At 61.6% G+C, this 22649-nt stretch carries 19 protein-coding genes and 2 tRNA genes; 9 read left to right on the top strand and 12 right to left on the bottom strand.

Features of this window, described 5'->3' with window-relative positions; genetic code table 11:
• The first annotated feature begins 583 nt into the window (after positions 1-583).
• From AC097L_RS22825 to AC097L_RS22815, 3 genes are all read left to right on the top strand, one after another.
• Positions 584-4390: a DUF748 domain-containing protein gene (locus AC097L_RS22825; RefSeq protein ID WP_479589037.1), complete on the top strand. Its 3807-nt coding sequence runs from the start codon at positions 584-586 to the stop codon at positions 4388-4390.
• Positions 4391-4712: 322 nt separating this feature from the next.
• Positions 4713-7568, top strand: a complete 2856-nt coding sequence (locus tag AC097L_RS22820; protein WP_479589035.1) for a DUF349 domain-containing protein — start codon at positions 4713-4715, stop codon at positions 7566-7568.
• Between the two features lie 94 nt (positions 7569-7662).
• Positions 7663-9249, top strand: a complete 1587-nt coding sequence (locus tag AC097L_RS22815; RefSeq protein ID WP_479589033.1) for a glycosyltransferase family 39 protein — start codon at positions 7663-7665, stop codon at positions 9247-9249.
• On the opposite strand, the gene AC097L_RS22810 is transcribed toward AC097L_RS22815, so the two are convergent.
• From AC097L_RS22810 to AC097L_RS22795, 4 genes are all read right to left on the bottom strand, one after another.
• Complete coding sequence (locus AC097L_RS22810; protein WP_479589030.1) at positions 9209-11200, bottom strand: 3'-5' exonuclease; 1992 nt, start codon at positions 11198-11200, stop codon at positions 9209-9211. The two genes, AC097L_RS22815 and AC097L_RS22810, sit on opposite strands and share 41 nt — an antisense overlap.
• Positions 11201-11275: 75 nt before the next feature.
• Positions 11276-11830: an elongation factor P gene (gene efp, locus AC097L_RS22805; protein ID WP_315243334.1), complete on the bottom strand. Its 555-nt coding sequence runs from the start codon at positions 11828-11830 to the stop codon at positions 11276-11278.
• A 113-nt stretch (positions 11831-11943) separates the two neighbouring features.
• The gene (gene earP, locus AC097L_RS22800; RefSeq protein WP_479589062.1) at positions 11944-13050 is read right to left on the bottom strand and encodes an elongation factor P maturation arginine rhamnosyltransferase EarP; all 1107 of its coding nucleotides are present in this window, start codon (positions 13048-13050) and stop codon (positions 11944-11946) included.
• Positions 13038-13550 carry a YgjP-like metallopeptidase domain-containing protein gene (locus AC097L_RS22795; protein WP_479589027.1) on the bottom strand — a complete coding sequence of 171 codons (513 nt, stop codon included), beginning with the start codon at positions 13548-13550 and terminating at the stop codon, positions 13038-13040. The genes earP and AC097L_RS22795 overlap by 13 nt, the downstream gene beginning before the upstream one ends.
• Positions 13551-13596: 46 nt before the next feature.
• On the opposite strand from AC097L_RS22795, the gene uvrC reads away from it, so the two are divergent.
• From uvrC to AC097L_RS22765, 6 genes are all read left to right on the top strand, one after another.
• Positions 13597-15585, top strand: a complete 1989-nt coding sequence (uvrC, locus tag AC097L_RS22790) for an excinuclease ABC subunit UvrC (protein ID WP_479589025.1) — start codon at positions 13597-13599, stop codon at positions 15583-15585.
• Between the two features lie 34 nt (positions 15586-15619).
• Positions 15620-16186, top strand: a complete 567-nt coding sequence (pgsA, locus tag AC097L_RS22785) for a CDP-diacylglycerol--glycerol-3-phosphate 3-phosphatidyltransferase (RefSeq protein ID WP_479589023.1) — start codon at positions 15620-15622, stop codon at positions 16184-16186.
• Positions 16187-16489: 303 nt separating this feature from the next.
• Entirely contained in the window at positions 16490-16762 is a 273-nt protein-coding gene (locus AC097L_RS22780; RefSeq protein WP_295957592.1) for an HU family DNA-binding protein, read from the top strand.
• 17 nt (positions 16763-16779) lie between these two features.
• Positions 16780-16855 (top strand) — tRNA-Val (locus AC097L_RS22775).
• A gap of 91 nt (positions 16856-16946) precedes the next feature.
• Positions 16947-18872, top strand: coding sequence for a SurA N-terminal domain-containing protein (locus AC097L_RS22770; RefSeq protein ID WP_479589020.1), 1926 nt, complete (start codon positions 16947-16949; stop codon positions 18870-18872).
• Between the two features lie 41 nt (positions 18873-18913).
• Positions 18914-18989, top strand: a tRNA-His gene (locus tag AC097L_RS22765).
• 243 nt (positions 18990-19232) lie between these two features.
• On the opposite strand, the gene AC097L_RS22760 is transcribed toward AC097L_RS22765, so the two are convergent.
• The 8 genes from AC097L_RS22760 to AC097L_RS22725 form a co-directional block, all read right to left on the bottom strand.
• On the bottom strand, positions 19233-19373 hold the full coding sequence (locus tag AC097L_RS22760; protein WP_479589018.1) for a hypothetical protein: 141 nt from the start codon (positions 19371-19373) through the stop codon (positions 19233-19235).
• Between the two features lie 165 nt (positions 19374-19538).
• Positions 19539-19787, bottom strand: coding sequence for a hypothetical protein (locus AC097L_RS22755; protein WP_479589016.1), 249 nt, complete (start codon positions 19785-19787; stop codon positions 19539-19541).
• Positions 19784-19990, bottom strand: a complete 207-nt coding sequence (locus AC097L_RS22750; protein ID WP_479589014.1) for a hypothetical protein — start codon at positions 19988-19990, stop codon at positions 19784-19786. The genes AC097L_RS22755 and AC097L_RS22750 overlap by 4 nt, the downstream gene beginning before the upstream one ends.
• 3 nt (positions 19991-19993) lie before the next feature.
• Complete coding sequence (locus AC097L_RS22745; RefSeq protein WP_479589012.1) at positions 19994-20215, bottom strand: hypothetical protein; 222 nt, start codon at positions 20213-20215, stop codon at positions 19994-19996.
• A 602-nt stretch (positions 20216-20817) separates the two neighbouring features.
• Positions 20818-21093: an HK97-gp10 family putative phage morphogenesis protein gene (locus AC097L_RS22740; RefSeq protein WP_479589010.1), complete on the bottom strand. Its 276-nt coding sequence runs from the start codon at positions 21091-21093 to the stop codon at positions 20818-20820.
• Between the two features lie 39 nt (positions 21094-21132).
• The gene (locus AC097L_RS22735) at positions 21133-21303 is read right to left on the bottom strand and encodes a hypothetical protein (RefSeq protein ID WP_479589008.1); all 171 of its coding nucleotides are present in this window, start codon (positions 21301-21303) and stop codon (positions 21133-21135) included.
• On the bottom strand, positions 21303-22346 hold the full coding sequence (locus AC097L_RS22730; protein ID WP_479589005.1) for a hypothetical protein: 1044 nt from the start codon (positions 22344-22346) through the stop codon (positions 21303-21305). Before AC097L_RS22730 ends, AC097L_RS22735 begins: the two co-directional genes overlap by 1 nt.
• A 36-nt stretch (positions 22347-22382) precedes the next feature.
• On the bottom strand, positions 22383-22649 hold a 267-nt coding region (locus AC097L_RS22725; protein WP_479589003.1), incomplete at its 5' end, for a hypothetical protein.

The following is a 22649-nucleotide window of genomic DNA, read 5'->3' as shown; positions in this document are numbered from 1 at the left end:
GGCTGCTTAGGGGCTGCAATTGGCTGTTCTTTGCGGCGGGTGTTGTCAAGCACATTGCCTTAATCATGGGCCGTAAATGCATTGAAAGACACATTTGTATTCCCGTGCACCTTGGATTAAATTGTCAGTGCCTGTGCAAACAGGCGTTAACCGGTAGGAGCCAGTGCCACCTGACAATTTGCGATGGTGGGATGCAGCAGCCCCGGTCCCTAATGGAAGCAATCTCTTGCCTCCAACGCAATGGGGGACATCAATCTCTCCCTTGCAATCTCGACGGCATGAACCGCAAGTTCGCCGTCAAGCCCGGTGCCCGACGTGAGTCGGGCACCGGGCTTTTATGTTTTGGAACACCCCCAGGCTACAGCGCAAGCGCTGATTCCCAACCCCCTTGCAGGGGGCGACACCTACGGCCCGGCGAAGCCGGTTCCGTGGTGTCTCTGGAAGATGTGTTATTACGTTGCGTGGTGCCTGTTGATGGCTCGCTTTTAACCACCGCGTGCAGTTTGACCCGCCAATTTGCGCCAAGCCATTAGGTACACATCCGCTTGCAGACCCACCACGGTCTGGCGGCAAAATGGGTGCTATGACATTTTTTCAAAACAAGTGGTTGCGCCGAGCGGCTTGGGCCGTAACGGGGGTGCTGGGGTTGTGCGCAGTCACCTGGCTGGCGGTGCCAGCGTTGGTGAAGTACGGGGTGGAGAAATTCGGCAGCGACACCTTGGGCCGCAGTGTCACTCTGGGGCGTGCTGACTTTCACCCCTGGACGCTGGTGCTGACCCTGGAGGATCTGTCTGTTGCCAGCGCCTCTGGCAACAAGCCCCAGGTCCACATCCAGCGCATCCTGCTGGATGCCGCACTGTGGCAGTCGCTGCGGCGATTGGCCCCGGTAGTGGATGCGATTTCTGTGGACCAGCCGACCATCAAGGCCACCTACCTGGGCGATGGCCACTATGACTTTGACGACGTGCTGGCCAAGCTCAATACCCCGTCCGACAAGCCCGCAAGCGCGCCCCCCCACTTTGCCGTCTACAACATCGCCATCACCGGCGGCGCGGTGGACCTGACCGACCAGGCCCTCAAAACCACCCACACCCTGCGGGATCTGCACCTGACCCTGCCGTTTTTGAGCAACCTGGATTCGCAGCGCAGCATCCAGACCGAGCCGCACCTGTCCTTCCAGCTCAACGGCAGCCACTTTGATACCGCCGCCCAGTCCATCCCGTTTGACCCCAGCCGCAAGACCTACGCGCGCATCCGTCTCGACCGGCTCGACCTGGCCCCGTACCTGGCCTACCTGCCCACCAGCCTGCCGGTGCAGTTGCAAGGCGCGGTGCTCAGTGCCGACCTGCAATTTGCGTTTGAGCAAACCCCCCAAATGTCGGTGCTGCTCAGCGGCACGGTGCAGGCCGACCGGCTGAAAATCGCCAATCCCCAGGGCGAAAAATGGCTGGCGCTGGACACGCTCAAAGTCACGCTGGACGAACTGCGCCCGCTGGAACAAAGCGTGAAGATCAGCGAAGTCGCGCTCAGCGCCCCGGTGGTCGATCTGCGCCGCGACGCGGCGGGCAATCTGCAATTCACGTCCCCTGCCAAAACTACAAAAACCATAGCTGTCAGCGCAGATTCACCCAGCGCCAGCGGCACAAAAGACATAAAAAACGATGCGGGCTGGAAAGTCAGCGTCGCCAAGCTGGCCGTGCAAGACGGCACGCTGCGCTGGTCGGATGCCAGCACCCGCCCCACAGCCGAAATGGCCCTGCACGGCGTGGCGGTGCAGGCCTCGGCCATTGCCTGGCCATTCGCCGAGCCGCTGGAATTCAAGGCCTCGGCGCAGGTCGAGGGCGGCACTGACAAAGGTACAACGCCTGCCGAACTGAAGCTCAGCGGCACCGCCACCGACCTGGAGGCCAAGGTCAACGCCACTCTGGGCGGCCTGCCGCTGGCCCTTGCCGCGCCCTACCTGGCCAACACCCTGGAGCCCCGGCTCAGCGGCCAGCTGGGAGCCGATCTGCAGGTGCACTGGCAGGCCGCGGGCCCGCTGCAGGTGACGGCCAAACAGCTCACGCTGGACCAGTTGGCATTGGGTGAAATCCCCGCCAAGGGCAAAGTGGCTGCCTCCAGTCTGTTCAGCCTGCGCCAGCTGCAGCTCAGCCAGGCGGTGGTCGATGTCACAGCGCAGCGCGTGCAGATTGGCAAGCTGCTGCTCACCGAGCCGCGAACCCAGGTGCAGCGCAATACCGACGGCCACTGGATGTTTGAACGCTGGCTGAAAGCCCCGGCGGCCAGCGCCGAGGTGAAATCTGCTTCTGCCGTTTCTGCCGCGTCCGCCAGTTCCCCCTGGGCCATCAGCATTGCAGAGCTGGCGCTGGAGGGCGGCGCGCTGTCCTTCCTCGACCAGTCCCCCTACCAGCCGGTGGCCCTGGACATCAGCGCCCTCAGTGTGCAGATGAAAGACCTGGTGCCGGGCAGCGCCAAAGCCTCGCCCCTGACCATCAGCGCCCGCATTGGCGCGGAAAATTCCCGCAACGTTGAGCCGGGGCGGCTGGCCTACCAGGGCACGCTGGCCCTGCAACCGCTGGCCGCCGTGGGCCAGGTGGACCTGCTGCATCTGCCGCTGCACGCCCTGGAGCCGTATTTCGGCGCATCGCTGAACGTGGACATCGTGCGCGCCGACACCAGCTTCAAGGGCCAGGTGGCCTACACCGCCAGCCCGGCCGGCCCGGTGCTCAAGCTCAAGGGCGACGGTACGCTGGAAGACTTCCGTGCCAACAACGGGGTCGCCATGGTCGCCATCCAGGCTGCTGCGCCTGCAGTGCCGAGTTCCGCACCGTTGGGGGATGCGGCCGCGGCAGCGAAGGTGGCCGATGCCTCCAGCGAGCAGGCCCTGCTGCGCTGGAAGCTGCTGAACCTGCGCGGGCTGGACGTGTCCATGTCACCCGCCAGCCCCACCACCGTAGATGTCAAGGAAACCGCGCTCAGCGACTTCTATGCCCGTCTGGTGCTCAACGAAAACGGCCGCCTGAACCTGCAAGACCTGGTGAAACCCAGCCCGGCCGATACCGCTGCTGCTACTAAAAAAGTAGCTAGCAGTGCAGCACTATCCAGCACTAGCGCCCCAAAAGATATAAAAAAGGAGCCTGAACCCGGCGGCGCAGTGGTGCGCTTTGGCGGCATCAGCCTGGTGAACGGACGGGTGCTGTTCACCGACTACTTCATCAAGCCCAACTACAGCGCCAACCTCAGCGCCCTGACCGGGCGACTGGGCGCGTTTGCGTCCGTGCCCGTGGCCGGTACGGTGCAGATGGCCGACCTGGAGCTGCGCGGGAGTGTGGGCGACTCTGCCGTGCTGGAAATTTTGGGCCAGCTCAACCCCCTGGCCAAGCCGCTGGCGCTGGACATCAAAAGCAAGGTCTCCGACCTGGAGCTGCCCAGCTTGTCGCCATACAGCGTTTTCTACGTGGGCCACGGCATCGAGCGCGGCAAGCTCAGCATCGACGTGCACTACGTGGTGCTGCCCAACGGCCAGCTCACCGCCACCAACAAAATCACCCTCAACCAGCTCACTTTTGGCGAGCAGGTGCCGGGTATGCCGTCCAGCCTGCCCGTCAAGCTGGCCGTGGCCCTGCTGGCCGACAGCAACGGTGTGATTAACCTGGATCTGCCGCTGTCGGGCTCGCTGAACGATCCGCAGTTTCGTATCGGCCCGGTGATTTTCAAAATTCTCGGCAACCTCATCACCAAGGCCATCACCGCCCCGTTCAGTTTGCTGGCCCACGCCTTTGGTGGCGGGGCGGATGCGCTGGGCACGGTTAATTTCCCGCTGGGCAGCGCCGCGCTGGACTCCGAGGCCCGCGCGGGCCTGGACAAGGTCGCCAAGGCCCTGACCGACCGGCCCACCTTGAGGCTCACGGTGGTCGGTAGCGCCAGTCTGAATGCCGAGCGTGACGCGCTGCAGCGTGAAAAACTGCGCCGCCGTGTCGAGACCGAAAAGCGCCGCAACACCGTGCTGCAGGGCACGCCTCTGGCAGCGCCGACGGAAGAGGGCGACTCCAGCGCCGCGGATGCGCCTGCAGACATCGCTGTGTCCGATGCCGAATACCCAAGCCTGCTCAAAGCCATTTACAAGCGCGCCAACTTTCCCAAGCCGCGCAATGCCCTGGGCCTGGCCAAAGACCTGCCCGTGCCGGAGATGGAGCAACTGCTGCTGGCCAATATGCCCGCCGACGAAGACGCCATCCGCCAGCTCGCCATCCAGCGCGGCGTGGCGGTGCGCGGCTACCTGGCGGCCAAAAAATTACCGCTGGACCGGCTGTTTCTAGGCGCGTCCAAAACCGTCGATGACGGGACCGGTTGGAAGCCCCAGGCCGACCTCCAACTGGCCATGCCGTGAATAGGGCTCATCCCCAGGCTACGCTGTGCTACGCCAACCCCTTTGCAGAGGGCGACACCAGCAGCCCGGCCAAGCCGGTTCTGCGGTATCCCTGGGGGTGTGCGTTCTGGCTGAAACGTGGGATTCGTTGTCACCAATCCCGTGGTTTTACAACGCCACCTGAAAAGCGGCGAAAATAGAGGTCTTGCCCGTATGCGGCCCCAGTGGCCGCAGGGCGCTTGTGGCCCATGGGCCACTTGTTTATTTACCCTTTGCGGATACCAGCCACATGGTGAAAACCTGGCCGGTACCCGCTGGCCAACCTCCAAGAATAAGTCCATCCATGTTTGGTTTCTCCAATCCTAAAACCGCGCCCGCACCTGTGTCTGAAAAGCCTGCCGTGACCACCAAATCCAACGAACCGCATCCGCTCGACGCCCTGACCGGCGGCGCTTTCTCGGCCCACACAGCGGGCGAGCGCGCCCAGCGCATCCGCGACTGGCTGCTCACCAACCCCAGCTATGAGCAGATGCACGAGGTGTTCCAGGAGCTGAACGGGCGCGACCGCGGGGCCGCCAAACCGCTGCGCGAAAAGCTCGACGAACTCAAGCGCACCAAGGGTGCCGAACTCATCGCCGCCGAATGGGCCCGCAAGGCCACCGCGCTGCTCGAATTGCCGCGCCTGAACATGGCCGATGCCATGGCCTGGCAGCGCGATGCCGCCAAAGCCGGTGCCCCGCTGAGCAAAGAGCCACTGGCCGGCCTGCGCGTGCAACTGGCCGACCGCGTCAAAGGCATTGAAGATTTGCAGCACCGCGTGCAAGTCCAGCGCGAAGCCGCCGTGTTGCTGGCCCAGCGCATCGAAGTGCTGTCCACCAAGCCCTGGCGTGATGCCCAGACCGCCCTGGACGTTCTGCGCACCGATGTCCAACACTGGCAAGACCAGGCCACCGCGCTGGCTGCCGATGCCAACTGGAGCAGTGTGGATGGCAAATACCCCACCATGCTGGATGCCTCGCGCGGCCAGTTGCTGGTGGTGTGGGAGGCTTTCCAGGGCGCATTGGCCATCACGGTGGCGGCCGATGCTGACGCGGCTGCACCTTTGCCGCCCGTCAACGTGTGGGCCGATGAATTGCGCGTAGCCCGCGGTGTGCCGCTGGAAACCGCTAAAACAGACCGGGCCGCCAACCCAGGTCGCGCCCCCAAGGCCCCGGTAGACCCGGCCCTGCGCGATGCCGCCAACCAGGCAGTGCAGGCCGCACTCACCAAGGTCGAGCAAGAAGTGGCCGAAGGCCATGGCAAAGCCAGCGCCGGTGCAGCCGCTGCCCTGCGCAATGCCCTTAAAGAACACAACCGCCTGGTCGACGACAAGCTGGGCAACGCCGCCCAAGCCGCCTTGGCCGCAGCTGGTGAGTTGGAGGGCTGGCAGCGCTGGCGCGCCGACCAACTGCGCGAAGAACTGCTGATCAAGGCCGAGGGCTTGCTCAAGCGCCCCGAAGGCCACGCCCTGGGCGGCCGCAAGATGCAAGACACGCTGCGCCAGATGCGCGAGCAGTGGAAGCAAACCGACCAAGGCGGCGTGCCCAACCACGCGCTGTGGAAGCGCTTCGACGAAGCCTGCAATGAAGCCTACAAAGTCGTGGAAGCCTGGCTGGACAAGGTCAAGACCGATGCCGTGGCCCACAAAGCCCAGCGCCTCGCCCTGATCGAAGAAGTCAAGGCCTGGGCCGCCGAGAACGTGACGGCCAAAGATGGTGACTGGAAGGGCTTCTCCCGCATCCTGCACCAGTTTGGCGACCGCTGGCGCGATGCCGGCCACCTGGGCGAAAAAGCCTTTGCCGAAATGCAGCCGCTGTGGAAAGAGGCCATCGGCCTGGCCGCCGCGCCGCTGGAGAATCTGCAAAAAGCCAGTGTGGACCGCCGCCACGCCATGGTCGAAGAAGCCAAGGTCCTGGGTGCGGCCCCGGTGCTGCGCATCGATGCCGTCAAGGCCCTGCAGCAGCGCTGGCAGGCCGAGGCCCAAGGCGTGCCCATGGACCGCAAGTTCGAACAAAAGCTGTGGGACGCGTTCCGCAAGCCGCTGGACGATGCTTTCAACCGCAAGACCGAAGAGCGCGAAAAATCCGCTAGCGCCCTGAGCGACCGCGACCGCATGGTGCTGGACGCTGCCAAGGCCCTGGATGCCGCCAACGCCACCGGCGATGCCCAAAAGATCCGTACTGCCGTGGCCGGTCTGGAAGCCGCGCTGCGTGGCCAGGCCCTGGCCCAGGCTGCGGTGCAAGCCGACAAGGCCGAAGCCGTTGCCGAATCCGCCGTGCAAGCCGAAGCCCAAGCCGCTGCGCCCGCCGTTGATGCTGCTGAAGTTTCTGAAGAAAATCAGGCTCCAGCGCAGGCAGTGTCTGCGCAGAGTGCTACTGAAACCGTAGCAGATGTCGAGCCTGCCGCCGAACCGGTTGCCGAGGCTGCTCCGGTCGAGCCGCCCAAGCCCGTGCGCAAGCCGGTGGTGGCCATGCGCGGCGACGACCGCCCCGGCATGAAGAAAGCCGAGCCCGCTGCCGCAGGCCGCGGTGGCAAGTTTGGCGACCGCAAAGACGGCCCACGCGGTGCGCCACGCCCTGGCGACAACAAGTTCGAACCCATCCGCAGCGAGCGTGGTGACCGTCCATCCCGTGACGGTGGCCGCGATATGGGACGTTATGGTGACCGCCCTGCGTTCGAAGACCGTGGCCCGCGCCTGGGCGATGCCGCCTTCCGCGCCCAGCGCGATGCCCTGGAAAATGCCCAGCACGCCCTGAAGAAGCTGGCCGCACAGGCCCACGGCGAGGTCCTCACCGACCTGCTGACCGCCTGGGAAAAGCGCGATGTCGAGCAGTTGCCCACAGCGCAGGCCCTGGGCAGCAGCGTCAACGCCGCCACCCGTACCGCCTGGTCGCACAGCATCACTGCCGCCCCCAAGGCCGATGAAAAAACCACGGCCGAAGCCCTGCTGCGCCTAGAAATGGCGGCCGAAGCGCCGACCCCCGCCGAGCACATCAGCGCCCGCCGCATGCTACAACTGCAACTGCTGACCCGCCGCAACGACCCGCCACCAGCCCAAACTTGGGCGCAAGACACGGCCAAGGTACTGGCCAGCAGCTTCGACGCAGGCAATGCCCGCCGTATGCAAACCGTGTTGAAGGTGCTGCTGAGCAAGCGCTGATTCCGCTGTACACCATCCACCCTGGCATGCGCCGGGGTTTGTTCGGGGTGCTTTGTGCGCCCCGAACGCTGCCTCTACCAGAGCTTGTCCGCCTATGTCCAAAACCACCATGCCCGCTGCGCTGTCGGGTTCTGCGGCATCCGTACCGGCGGTGCGCCCGGCATGGCACTGGGTGCTGGCCTTGTGTGTGGGCCAGGTGCTGTTATGGGGCTTTGCCTTCGGGCTGACCTACAACGCCCCCGAGATCGACTCGGCCGAACAGTTCATCTGGTCGTTTTCGATGGAGAGCGGTTACTGGAAGCACCCGCCCATGCCATCGTGGATCATGCACCTGCTGCTGCAGGTGTTTGGCCCGTCGGTTGCGCTGCCTTTCGTGGCCACCCAGATGTGCATCGTGGTGGCGCTGGCATTGACCTGGAGGCTGGGCTGCGAATTCATGTCGCCGCAGCGCTCCTTGATCGCCATGGCCCTGACCTCGCTGGTGACTTACCACAACCTGGGCGGTGACAACTTCAACCACAGCCTGGTGGTCCTGCCGTTCCAGGCGGCCACCGTGCTGTTTTTCTACTGGGCGACCCGGCGCGGCCAGCTAAAGCTATGGGCCTTGACCGGGCTGTTTGCCGGTCTGGGCATGCTGGTGAAGTACGTGGCACTGCTGCCGATTGCGGGCTTGGTGCTGTATTTGCTGCTGGACCGCCGCCTACACCACCGCCGCACCTGGCTAGGGCTTGCCGTGGCCACCGTGGTGTTTGTGCTGGTGCTCACCCCCCACGCTATCTGGCTGAAGCAGACCAACTTTTTACCCTTCCAGTACGCCCATTCGGTAGCCCAGCCCATGTCCGGCTGGCTGGAGGGGCTGCGCAGCTTGCTGGACTTTGGCCTCACGCAGGTCTACCGTACGCTACCCTTGCTGGCCTGCCTGGGCTATGTTTTTTGGCTGCGCAAAGCGGCAGACCCGGGCGCCAGCGCAAGCCTGTTGCCTGTGCTACCAGCCCAGGAGCGCTTGTTTCTGTGGGTGGCGGCGCTGTCGCCTCTGGTGTTGACCACCATTTACGGCATCGCCAGCCGCACCGAGCTGCAGTCCCGCTGGGGGACCAATGCGTTCTTGTGCAGCGGCCTGCTGGTGATGGCGCTGGTGCGCCGCGTTGACACCCCGCAGATGCTGCGCCGGGTGCTGGTGTTTGTGGTGGCCACGCATGTGCTGCTGAGCGTGGGCATGACCGTCAGCAAGACCGTGCTGGCCGACCACCTGCACCGCAAAACCCGGGCAAACTTTCCCGGCGCGGTGTTGGCCCGCGACGCGATGCAGGTCTGGAAGGCCCATACCGACGCGCCGCTGCGTCTGGTGGTATCCGACATCTGGCTGGGCGGCAATATTGTGGCCCACAGCCCGCAGCGCGTGGCCGTGCTGATCGACGGCCATCTGTTCAAGTCGCCGTGGGTGGATGCCGATGCCGTGCGCGATTGCGGCGCGCTGGTGCTGGACAACCAGACCACCGGTGCCACCGGCGCATCCGACAACAGCCCGGCCCTGAACGGTCTGATGGCCCGGGCCACCGATACCGGCGTGTGGAACCTGCCCTGGGCCGTGTCGCAGCAAGAGGCCACGAGCAGCGCCACTGGCGTGATCCGCTGGGGCATCATTCCACCGACAGCGCCGGGGGCTTGCAAAATCCACTGAACCCGCCGGGGCGCTCTGCCTGGGTGTACACGGTGAGGGCGCGCCGCGCGCGGGTGATGCCCACGTACAGCGTGTTCAGTTCTTCATCGGCATCGCCCTGCGGATCGGGAAACTCGCCCTGCGCCAGGTAGGGCAGCAGCACCGCATCAAATTCCAAACCCTTGACGCTGGTGATGCTGGCGATCAGCAGGCTGGCGGCCTTGTCTTTGGGGCTGGTCTGCTGCTTTTGCTCGATGGCGTTCAGGTGCTGGAAGAACTGGGCCGGGCTGGCAAAGCCCTCAGCTGCCTGGGCCAGCCAGGCCAAATTCGACTCGGCTTCCAGGCGGCGGCGGGTGGAAGTCAGCACGTTGCGCACCAACGAAGGTGCGTGCAGGGCCGCCAGCACTGCATTCAGCAGCCCCGGCCCCTTGTGGTTGCGGATGGTGTCTATGGCAGCCTGCAGCCGCTGGCGGGTGCTTGCCGGGGCATTGCGCAGTACCTGGTTGTCAAAAAACGTTTTCAAAAATGTCGGAGCTACGGCCACGGCGCGCACTGCATCGTCTAATAGCTCCTGCTGGGATTCGTGCTCGCGGCCTTCCACCTGGATGCGTGATTCGGCAAAAAACACCAGGGCACGCAGGATGTTTTTGCGCGTCTGCTCGGCGCTGATGCTGGCCAGATCGTCGGTGGCCACCGCCAGCAGGCCGCGCAGCAGCAGCACCTCGGGGCGCTGCACATAGCTGTTGAAGCCTTGGGTGGTGTAAGGAATGCCCGCGGTGATCAAGGCGTTTTCGATCTGCACCGACTGGTGCGGGTGCCGCAGCAGCACGGCGAATGCATCCATTCTGGCCTTGGGCTGGGCCTTCCACTGCATGGCGGCTTCCACTACCTGGCGGGCGCAGTCGGCGTTGTCGGTGTAGCTGTGCACCGCGACGCTGGTGGCGTGGGGTGCCAGCGAGGCGTAGGGTTTGTTGCGGGCCACGGCACCGGCGAGCTTGGCCAGGGCCGGGCTGAAGCGGAAGCTGTGCGTCAGCGGGTAGCGCTGCACGGCGTGGCTGCTGTGCGCTTCCAGAGCGGAGCGCATGAATTGCGCGTCGGCCCCAGTGGCTTTGTGGATCACCTGGTCGATGTCGCCCACGCCGCAAAAGAAGCAGCGGTTGCTGGCCAGCAGCGCCTGCAGCAGAGTGAACATGGCCTGGTTCATGTCGTGCATTTCATCGACCACCAGCACCTTGACGGCCTGCGGCCAGGTGGACGTGTGCCGCACCGATTCCCCGCCGTGCAGCAGGCAGGCCAGGTCGTAGGTGGCATCCTGTAGTCCGCGGAAGGCTGGCTTTTCGGGGTTGGCGCAGCGGATGCGCTCGAACGCCAAATGGATCTTGAGCTGGGTGTATTCGGTGCCAATGCTGTCGGCATAGTCGGGCGACACAGCCTGCTCATCGCGCTGCAGCACGTCGCGCAGCGTGCCTTTGAGGATTTCGCCCTGCTGCAAGAAGCTGTCCGTCATACCGTGGTCGCCCAGCGTGGGCATCAGCAGCTCGGAGCGCCAGCGCGCATCGGGGTGGTCGGCCACCTGCTGCACCGCCTCCCATATCACCGGGCTGAACTGTTCAGCCTCGGTGTAAACCGGTACTTTGTTGCCTTCGATATCGGCCAGCACCTGGGTGCTGAAAGCCTCAAAAGTCTGGACGCGCATCTGCTGCGCCACGGCCGCGGGCACGCCGATTTTCTTCAGCGCGTTTTTCAGGGCGGTGCAGGCTGCATCGGTGTAGGTGAGCGCAAAAATCTGCTCGGCCCGCGTCCCCCGCGTCCAGGCTTCGGCCATCCGCAAGGCCAGCACTGTGGTTTTGGCGGCCCCTGCATTGGCTTCCACGATGGCCACCCGCGCCGGACTGATCTGGATCGCCAGTTGCTCCGCCGTGGGCGTGATGACTTTGGGGACGAAATGCGCAACGGTTTTGGTGGAGGTCATGGTGGAGGATATTCTTGCCGCAATAAAAAAGGCTCCCGAAGGAGCCTTTTGCTGGGTAGCTGTGCTTGGACGCACTTAGACCCGTTTGCGATATTCGCCGGTGCGGGTGTCGATTTCGACCTTGTCGCCCTGGGCCACGAAAATCGGTACGCCGAATTCAAAGCCGGTGGCGATCTTGGCGGGCTTGAGCACCTTGCCGGACGTGTCGCCCTTGACGGCGGGCTCGGTCCAGGTGATCTCGCGCTGCACGCTGGTGGGCAACTCGACCGAGATGGCCTTGCCGTCGTAGAACACGACTTCCAGTTCCATGCCGTCTTCCAGGTAGTTCAGTGCGTCGCCCATGTTTTCGGCTTCGACTTCGTACTGGTTGTATTCGGTGTCCATGCAGATGTACATAGGTTCGGCAAAGTAGGAGTAGGTGCAATCCTTCTTGTCCAGAATGACTTGGTCGAGCTTGTCGTCGGCCTTGAACACTTGTTCGGTGTTGAAGTTGGCGATCAGGCTTTTGAGCTTCATGCGCACGGTGGCGGAATTGCGGCCACCACGGCTGTATTCGGTTTTCAGGACGACCATCGGGTCTTTGCCGTGCATGATGACGTTGCCAGCGCGGATATCTTGGGCGATTTTCATAGCATTTTCTGGAGTGAGGGCCGCTCAATGCTTCTCAAAGAAGATGTCTGCGGCGGGTAAGGCAAAACATTCGCGTTTGCCGGTAGCAGCCCGTTTGGGCAAAGCCCTGGATTTTAACCCGTTTCGGGTTTGAATTGGAGTAGCTGGGTCGCCAGGTCGGGCTGCTGCACCAGCCGGGTGCGCAAATCCTGCGCCCACGGCCCCCAGTCGTCCAGCGCCAGAGCGGGCAGGGCGCTGGCTTGCAGCCCGTTCCAGACCCGGTGGAACTGCTGCAAAGTTGCCGGGGCCTGGGCCATGTCCATAAAGGCCTCCAGCTTGGCGTGGTGGGCTGCGTCGTCCTGCGGGTAGATATGCCACACAAAGGGCTTACCTGCCCAGATGGCCCGCACCAGCGAGTCCTCGCCGCGCACCAGGTTGCAGTCGCTGGCCCACAGCAGGTGGTCGAAGTCGCGTTGGTCCAGGGTGGGTAGGTATGAAATGGATAGCTGCCCGCGCAAGCGGAATATGCGCTGGAGCCTGTTTTTATCTAAAAGTGCGGCTTGTACAGCGCGTGCGGCCCGGCCTGAGGTGACCAGCAGCCGGGTGGGGGTAGGCGACTGGGCTAGCTCTTCTAGCAGCGCGGCCAAAACTGGCGGCTCGTAGCAAAACAGGCTGATGCATTGCTCGCCCGGCTGGCGCGGCGGTATGCCCTGCGCGCGCAGCCACGCCCCGGCATCAAATTCCGCTTGCCGCTGCGCCAGGTCTGCCTCACGCAGCAGGCCTCCAGTCTGGGCGGTAAAGCCGGGGTAGAAAAACCATTTCGCCCGTCCCGCTGCCGGGCCTTCGCGCACCAGCGAGGGCAGGGCGTGGCAGCGTTCCACATAGGGCTCGGCCGACAAATATTCCAGGTTGATCCATAAGGGTTTTAGGCCGTCGGTGCAGGTGATGTCTGTGTAAGCAGCTACGAATTCAGGAGCAATGGTGCAGCCGAAGGCCTCCACCCAGACATCGCTGGGCGGCAGGTTTTCGACGTCCAAAGGCTGCGTCCAGCGCCGCACCTCCACGCCCGGGCAGCCCTGCGGGGCCATCCATGCCAGGGCAGAAGGGTCGTCCACCCACAGTCGCACCTGCACGCCGCGCGCCGCCAGGTCGGCACTGAGCCGCCAGCACACGCCGATGTCGCCAAAGTTGTCGATCACCTCGCAGAAAATGTCCCAGCGCTGGGGTGTCACGTGGGCCAGTCCAGTTTGCCGGACGCGTCGATGTGGGTCAGGTACAGGCGCACATCGAACTCCAGCTGGTGGTAGTCGGGCTCCATGTAGGTGCAGAGTTGGTAGAAGGGCTTGTCGTGGTTGCGCTCCTTGAGGTGCGCCAGCTCGTGCACGGTGATCATTTTCAAAAACGCGTCGGGTACGTCTTTGAACAGAGTGGCGATACGGATTTCGTGCTTGGCCTTGAGCTTGTTGCCCTGCACCCGCGACACGGTAGTGTGGGTGCCCAGCGCATGGTGGTAGACGTGCAGCTTGGCATCAAAGCCCACTTTGTTGATGGGCGCGGCATTGCGCAGGTGCTGGGTTTTGAGGTCCATCACGTATTCGAACAAGGCTTTGTCGGTGCGCACACTGTGGGCGCGCGGGTACTTTTTGAGCAGCAGCGCGCCCAGTTGGTCGTCGGCTAGCAGTTGCTGCACCTGGGCGGTGACGTGGGCCGGGTAGGCGGACAGGTATTTCAGGGGATTCATGCAGAGTGTGGCGGAGCGCAACCCGGGATTGTCCACAATACGGCCTATGTCCGAGATTAATCCTGTTGAACCGCTGGTGGTTCCTGCCGTGCCGCCTGATGCGCCAGCCGTAGCGCCCGTCCATTCCGACCAGTTGCTGAGTGAAGTCGCCGCGCTGCCTGCCTTGCCCGGCGTATACCGCTACTTCGATGCCGACGGCACCGTGCTGTACGTGGGCAAGGCCAAAAACCTCAAGAAGCGCGTCACCACCTATTTCCAGCGCGACCACGGCGGCACCCGCATTGGGCACATGGTCAGCAAGATTGCACGCATGCAGACCACGGTGGTGCGCTCCGAGGCCGAGGCCCTGCTGCTGGAAAACAACCTGATCAAGACGTTGCACCCCAAGTACAACATCTTGTTCCGCGACGACAAGAGCTACCCGTATTTGAAGATCACCGCCTTGCCAGCGTTCTCTGCCGAGCCCAGCGCGGTGACCTTTCCGCGCGTCGCCTACTACCGGGGATCGGTGGAAAAAAAACACCGTTACTTCGGCCCGTTCCCCAGTGCCTGGGCGGTGAAGGAGTCGATCCAGCTGCTGCAAAAAGTCTTCCGCCTGCGCACCTGCGAAGACACGGTGTTCAACAACCGTACGCGGCCCTGTTTGCTGTACCAGATCAAGCGCTGCTCGGGTCCCTGCGTCAACTTTGTGTCGCCCCAAGACTATGCGCAAGACGTGCTGAACGCCGAAAGGTTTCTGGACGGCGAAACCCAGCAGGTGCTGCAGGCGCTGGAGGTGCGCATGATGGCCCACGCCGATAAGCTGGAGTTCGAGCAGGCGGCCGAGCTACGCAACCAGATGAGTGCCTTGTCCACGGTGCTGCACCAGCAGTCGGTAGACAACGTGTCTGACAAGGACGTGGACATCCTGGCCGTGAAAGTGCAGGGCGGTCGCGCCTGCGTGAATCTGGCCATGGTGCGCGGCGGTCGGCACCTGGGCGATCGGGCTTATTTTCCGACCCACGTGGAAGACGCTTTTTTCATGAGTGCGGTGGAGGTGGAGGGCGAAGATGCGGCCCAGGCCGTGGAAGTGCAGGTGCTGGAGGCCTTCATCGCCCAGCACTACATCGACATCCCGATTCCCCCGGCCCTGATTACCAGCGCGCCGGTAGGCAAGGCTTTGCTGGATGCCTTGTCGTCGCAAAGCGGCGTCAAGGTGACGGCGGTGCACAACCCGCGCGAGCAGCGCCGCGTGTGGCAGGAAATGGCGCAGAAAAATGCGGGCCTGCAACTCGCCCGCCTGCTGGCCGAAGAGGGTTCACAACAGGCCCGCACCCGCGCCCTGGTAGACGCGCTGGACCTGGCCCCGGACGACCTGGATACCTTGCGTATCGAGTGTTTCGATATCTCACACACCGCCGGTGAGGCCACCCAGGCCTCCTGCGTGGTGTTCCAGCAGCACAAAATGCAGAACTCGGAATACCGGCGTTACAAGATCGAAGGCATCACGCCGGGCGACGACTATGCCGCCATGCGCCAGGTGCTGACGCGGCGCTACAGCAAGTTTGGCGTGCAGACGGAGCCGACTGCGGAACCTGCCGCAGGGCGCATGCCCGACCTGGTGCTGGTCGACGGCGGCAAGGGCCAGGTGTCCATGGCCAGAGCCGTGTTCGAGTCGCTGGGGCTGGACCTGGGTCTGATCGTCGGGGTGGAAAAAGGCGAGGGCCGCAAGGTCGGGTTGGAAGAACTGGTATTTGCCGACGGCCGAACCAAAGCCACCTTGGCCCGCGACTCGGCGGCGCTGATGCTGGTCGCCCAGATCCGTGACGAGGCCCACCGTTTTGCCATTACCGGCATGCGGGCCCAGCGCGCCAAGGTCCGCGTGGGTGGCAGCAAATTGGAAGACATTGCGGGCATCGGCCCCAAAAAACGCGCCAGCTTGTTGCAGCGTTTTGGCGGCATCCGGGGCGTGGCGGCTGCGGGTGTGGACGATATCGCCAAAGTTGACGGTATTTCGCGTGAATTGGCCGAAGAAATCTACCGTGCACTGCGCTGATCTGACTGTGCTGTTGGCGTGACACAATCAAGCCATGTTTTGGACCATCCCCACCATCATGACCTGGACGCGCATCGTCGCGATTCCGTTGATTATTGGTGTTTTTTACCTGCCGATCAGCGAGCCCAGCCGCAACCTGGTGGCCACCGTCATGTTCGTGGTATTTGCCGCCACCGACTGGCTGGACGGATTTTTGGCTCGGAAGTTGAACCAGACTTCGTCGTTTGGAGCCTTTTTGGATCCGGTGGCAGACAAGTTTTTGGTCTGCGCCTGTGTGCTGGTGCTGGTGCATCTGGGCCGTGCCGACGTGTTTGTGGCGCTGATCATCATTGGCCGCGAAATCGCCATTTCGGCGCTGCGTGAATGGATGGCGCAGATCGGCGCGTCCAAGAGCGTGGCGGTGCACATGATCGGCAAGCTAAAGACCGTATCCCAGATGGTGGCGATTCCGTTTTTGTTGTACGACGGGCGTTTGTTCGGCGTGGTCGATACGCATTTGTGGGGCGTATGGCTGATCTGGATTTCAGCGGTGTTGACCATTTGGTCAATGGTTTACTATCTACAAAGAGCCTTGCCTGAAATCCGGGCGCGGACAAAGTGAAAGAAGCGGATTGCACGGTGCTGGTGCACGCCAACTGCCGTTTTTGGAGCGTGGCGGGCTCGATTTAAAAAGTGTCGCTGGGGTGTAAGGACCGGGCCAAAAACGGTCTAGAATCCGCCTCCGCGCCGCTCGAAAGCAGTTTGTCCGATTGACACCATGCAAGTCCATGGTTTTAATTGCCTGAGCAGTGGTTGCTGCAAAGTTATGTTTTTCCCAGCCTTGTTTTTTGCGCACTGCAGACTGCAGTACAGGGGGAAATTTTTGAACATCGTGGTCTGAATAAATTTGAGCGAGGGGCTCCTTGTGAACAAAACGGAATTGATTGAACACATCGCAAAGCATGCTGATATCTCCAAAGCAGCTGCTACACGTGCTTTGGAGTCCACCATCAGCGCGGTTAAAACGACGCTGAAAAAAGGCGGTACCGTATCGCTGGTAGGATTCGGCACCTTTGCGGTGGGTAAGCGCGCTGCGCGTGCCGGGCGAAATCCCCGCACTGGCGATGCGATTAAAATCAAAGCCGCTAAGGTTCCAAAGTTTCGTCCAGGCAAGGCATTGAAAGATGCGTTGAACTGAGGTTTGTGTTTCAGGTGGGGTGCTTAGCTCAGTTGGTAGAGCAGCGCCCTTACACGGCGTAGGTCGGCGGTTCGAGCCCGTCAGCACCCACCACTCCCACCCGGCAAAGGCGAACAAGTTGTTCGCCTTTTTTGTTTTTAAGCATGGGCACTAGGCCCATCGTGTTTTTCAAAAGAGTTCTGCCATGTTTGATTTCGTCCGCAAGCACACCAAGATCATGATGGGCTTGATGTTCTTGCTGATCATTCCTGCCTTTATTTTGGTGGGCGGCAAGGAAAGCTTCCAACGGTTCAACGAAGGCGGCAACACGGTGGCCAAGGTGGCCGGGCAAGATATCAAACAAACGGATTGGGACAACGCGCACCGCAATGAAGTGCAGCGCATCTTGGCCGCCCAGCCGGGCACAGATCCCAAGCTGCTGGATTCGCCTGAGGCGCGTTACGCCACACTGGAAAACCTGGTGCAGCAGCGTGTACTTGCGGCCGCCGCCGATAAGTTCCACCTGGTCACCAGCGACAGCCGCCTGGCGCGTAATCTGCAGGAAGACCCGACTATCGCGTCGCTACGCAACGCCGACGGCTCGCTTGATATGGCGCGTTACAGCCAGTTGCTGGCCGCCCAGAACATGACTCCGGCCATGTTTGAAGCCCGTGTACGCACCGACCTTTCGCAACGCCAGGTGGTGGCGGGCGTGGCCGGTACCGCGTTCAGTTCGGGTGCAGAGGCCGATGTCGCGCTGAATGCCCTGTTTGAACAGCGTGAAGTGCAGGTTGCCGTGTTCAAGACTGCTGATTTCGCTGCCAAGGTGAACCCGACCGATGCCGAGTTGGAAGCCTGGTACAAAGACCATCCGGCCCTGTTCCAGGCACCGGAGCAGGCGACAATCGAGTACGCAGTGCTGGACCTGGATGCGGTGAAAAAAGGCATCCAACCCAATGAGCAGGACCTGAAAACCTATTTCAAAGAAAACGCCGACCGCCTCGCTGGCAAAGAAGAGCGCCGTGCCAGCCATATTCTGATCAACGCCCCCAAAGACGCACCGACCGACGAGCGTAAAAAAGCCCGCGCAAAAGCCGAAGAGCTCTTGGCCCTGGTCAAAAAAACCCCAGCCAGTTTTGCCGAAGTCGCCAAGAAGAATTCGCAGGATACCGGCTCGGCCGTCAACGGCGGCGACCTGGATTATTTTGGCCGTGGCGCCATGGTCAAGCCTTTTGAAAATGCGGCTTTTGCCTTGAAGAAAGGGGATATCAGTGACATCGTGGAGTCTGATTTTGGCTACCACATCATCCAGCTGACCGACATCCGCGCACCTAAACAACGCAGCTTTGAAGAGATGCGGCCAGAACTTGAAGCCGATTTGAAGAGCCAACAAGCCCCGTCCAAGTTTGCCGAAGCCGCCGATGCGTTTACCAACGGTGTCTACGAACAAGCCGACAGCCTTAAGCCGATCGCAGACCGCCTCAAGTTAAATGTCCAGACCGCATCGCTGTCGCGTACTCCGGTGCCTGGCGCTAAAGGCGTGTTGGCCAGTGCCAAGTTCCTGAATGCCATCTTCTCCTCTGATTCAATCGAGAAAAAGCGCAATACCGAGGCGGTAGAAACTGCGCCTAACCAATTGGTGTCTGGGCGTATCACCCAGTACACGCCCGCACACACCCAGCCTTTTGCCGAGGTCAAAGACCAAGTGCGGCTACGGGTGGTGGGTGTGCGCGCGAACGCTCTGGCTAAAAAAGAAGGTCAAGAGAAACTTGCCGCCTGGAAGGCCAACCCCAGCACTGCGGTATTGTCCGTACCGTTAGTGGTGTCACGTGAAAACGCCCAGCAGCAACCGATAAAGGTCGTGGATGCCGCCTTGCGGGCAGATATGGTCAGCTTGCCTGTCTGGATTGGCACCGACCTCGGTGAACAAGGTTATGCCATTGCCAAGATCAACAAACTTGTGCCGCGTGATGCACCGCTTGAAGCCCAACGCAAGCAAGGCCGTGAACAATATAGCCAAGGCTGGGCGGGTGCCGAGAGCCGTGCCTACTACAACACGCTCAAGGAGCGCTTCAAAGTCAAAATCAATGTTGCCAAACCGTTGGTTAAAACAAGTGTTGATGCTGGGTAAGAGTTTGAATGGGGAAATTCAGGCTATAATTTAAGACTACGGTGGCTGTAGCTCAGTTGGTAGAGTCCAGGATTGTGATTCCTGTTGTCGTGGGTTCGAGCCCCATCAGCCACCCCAAGTACAGTAAGGAAAGCCTGCTATTCAAAAGATAGCAGGCTTTTTGCTTTTGTGGTCGGTGTAGCCACTGCGTAGCCACGAGTACATGGTTTTGTACTCTGTAGCCACACCTGAACCCCGGTTCAGGATGCCGGTCCGCTGGCTTCCGCAGACAGCCTATCCCAAACGGGAGTGCTTCGGTCCACAAACAGAAAACCCGGCACAGTGGCCGGGCTGGGTAGCTGGAAGACTCGCGGCTATCGGTTATAGCCCACCATCAAACGCCGCCTGCAACTCTCTTACGGTGCGAACTCCATATTCTTCATCTGTTTGACCATGCAGACGCATCGCAAAAAACACAGTATCAGACAGCAGTTGAATACGGGAAAGAATGCCGTGCGCCATAGGCGCTTCTTCGTCCGCGACCGCCTCAATGAGACGGCTTAGCCCCTTTGCCAGCATCTGAATTTCATGGTTGGCATGAAAAGCAAGGGATAAACGGTCTTCCCCGTCTTTTTTGGCTGTAGCGCGTACTACCTACGTAAGCAGCTATTGAATTTGTAGCGGCAATCATTCGATACCGCCGGATACGCTGTATTGCAAGTCCACCGTACTGGCGTCATCGTCATTCAAGCCCGACATCACCACGCCCGATAATTGGGCCAGGCGTGCCGCGATGCCTCTCACGACAAGATATGCGCCATCTACTTCCCTTGGCACAAGGCCGGGCAGCGAAGCCGCTAGCGCCTCGATTTCATAGGTTGCATCCATGCAAACGGCTCGCCGTGCCGCATCAAAATCTAGTGTGGGCGTGCTCATGCTGCGTCGCCTGCCTTGTGGGCTTGGTAAAGGCTTTGGAAGTGCTGATTGGCCTCTGCCTCGGTGGCGTACTCGGCTACTTTGTAGTAGTCGATGTACACGCCGTAGGGGTGTACTAGGTCCATCCCGATACGCTGGAGGCCATTGGCTGCGATGGGCGTGGCTGTGGCGTTGTTGTCCGTGGGCTTTGTAGCGGTGGCCATGGTTCAAGCCCCCACCGTAACGGCGGTGGAAGACTCGGCGCAGGCTTGCTTTAGCATGGAAGTAGCACGTACTGCCCGCATAGTGGCGGCTTGGAAATCTGCCGGGTGCTGGGCCTTGCGGATGAAATACAACGCCATGGATAGTGCGTTTTCTATGGCCTGCTGTCGGACAATGGAGGGCGCGTTGCCCGTTTTGGGCATGGTGGTGGTAATGGCTATCGCCATGGTTTCGACTCCTAACTGAGATTGAAAACCACGAGCTACGGTGCTCAAGCCGTAACGGGTGGGCTGGGTGGTTGAACAGGTGTAGTTAGACACCCCCCACGCCTTACGAACGTGAGACACCCAGCCCAAAACTGAATTTGGACACGGCAAAGCCCCGCTATCGTGGGGGCCTGGGACGCTAACTATGGTGTGTTCAGCACCAAGAAGAACTGTAGCATGGCCCGTCGCTTGAGGCCAGCAGTACGAGCATCAGACCGAACCCAGCCGTGCAACCAGAGGCGGATTTAACCAGCTCTTTTTAGTGGTTGCACCCGCAACTTGCGCAACTTTGCAAAATCCCGTTGTGTACTCTTGGCTGCCATGCACAGAGCGCATAACTTCGCACCGTGGTGCGCACCTTCCTGCGCAAAAATGCGCGGAAATCGTTCGGAAATAACACCTACTTCCAGCCTCCCCTCATTGGAGAAGCCGTGCATTTTCCCGTTCGGATATTGCGCGGAAATATGCGAACTTATCGAGCACCTTTGCGCACCCTTTCCAAGGGTTGCCACGTCAATAGTTGAGTGCTGGGGTGCCGTCTGGGGAAACGACACCCCAGCGAACTATCCAGACTGGCCGCTACCCGCACCGGTACGGACCGCTTTCCCAACGAGCGCTGAAACTACCTCTTGCCCAACGATCTGCAGCACCTGGTCCGCAGTCCTGAACGCTACGGGCCCGAACACCGGGCGCGGCGGCATCTTGCCAGTGCCAAACTCATGGAACACCATTCGTTCATCAGGGGAGCCAATCGCAGCATCATTGCCACTTACCTCGTGACCAATATTGCGCTGTGCCTCCCCGCTGGCCAGCAGCGGCGCATCGGCCGGGTAGCCCATTCGCGCCTTCTGCACCTCGGTGGAGTCGGCCAGAGCGGCTCAGGCAGGGAACGCCCCTGTTGCGGGTTGGTAGTGGCCGATCTCGTCCTTGACGGCCCTCTCGATCACCGCCGCAGCACGCTTGAGCCCTTGGTGCTGGCTGGCCTCTACGATGGCGCTCAAACTGTCCAGATGCTGGACGAACGCGCCCAGGCTAGAAAATTCCAACATCAGTACGCCCCCGTTGCGCCAGCCTTACGCGGGGCCATGCTGCCATCCTGGGTGAGTGCACCGGTTCCGGGGCGGCCAAGTACCTGGGCTTGTACCTCAGTGATGGACGTTGCTATCTTGTATTTATCAAGATAGGTGTTTGTCGTCACTTGAATTGGCCGGTTCTGGCTGGGTCTCACGAAGTCCCGGCCGCTTCCGGTGTCACGCATTCCACCAAGTGGCAACTTGTCGAATGGTTTGAAATCGCGGTCCAGGCCAGGCAAGGCGGGATCATTGGCACGGGACTGGGCATAAGGTGTCAGCTTCACACCGTCGCGATTGTTGGCGGTCCAAAGGTCATGCAACGCAAAGCCGAGTCGGCCCACCTCCAAAATGGCGAACCCAGCAGCACCCGCCAGCCCGGCTTTCCCCAAAGTGCCCGCCAGCCCCGCACCACCGCCGAGCGTGGTGTTCATCAATTTGAAAGCGGCCGTGGTGGCCACCAGGGTTCCGCCAATCGCCATTGCGCCCGAAAGCGCACCAAACCCCAGCACCAGGTCTTTGGTCATGTTGGGATGGGCTCGTGCCCAGGCTCCCATGGTGTTGAGCCCTTGCGCCAGCTTTATCAGCGCGGGCACCACCAGCGGTGCCACGTTGTGCATTAGGCTGGTCTCGAAGTTCTCCCACTGGGCCGACAACGCCCGGCGCGCGGTGGCCGGGTCTTTGCTCATGGCGTTCTGGTAGGCCTCTTTGGGGGATTGGACGTTTTCGAATAGCTTCTGGTCGCGCTCGAAGTTCCGGCGCTTTACATAGAACTCGCCCAGGACAGAGCCCGCCAATTGATTGCCGCGCGTGATTTGGTTGATGACGCTCAGCACATTGGAGTCGCTGGCCTCCATCTTGTGACGTGCAAGGTATGGCAGGATGCGCTGGTCCACCACAACCTTGGACCACTCGAAGGCGTTGGAGGCCGCGAGTCCAGCATTCCACAGCGGTGCCGTGGTGGTGCCCGGGGTGGACGTGTTCACGGCCTGGCCGGTCAGCATGCCCATTTCCGACAGCATGGGCAAAGCCTTCTTGTTCACGAAGCCCTGGTTTGATCACCGGTAAAGCGCGGCTATTTGCGGGCCTACGCCACGAGAACCACCACCGCCACCGCTCTTGCTGGCATTCTCCAGCATCAAAGTCGGCAGGATCTTGTAGGCAAAGTCATCCGACATGGCAAATTTAGCTTGCCGGGAATAGTTGAACTGAACCGCCCCGGGTTTCGTGGAAGCCCGTTGGTTTAAGTCAGGCCGCCACCGTGGTGGCCTGATTGGCGAGTTGCCGGTAGTAGTTTGCCTCAGCTTCTGCAGGCGGGATGTATC

It is taken from the genome of Rhodoferax sp. RT5P35 (assembly GCF_056521385.1).
The sequence above is the reverse complement of the archived record's forward strand: the minus strand, read 5'-3'. Positions and strand labels throughout refer to the sequence as shown.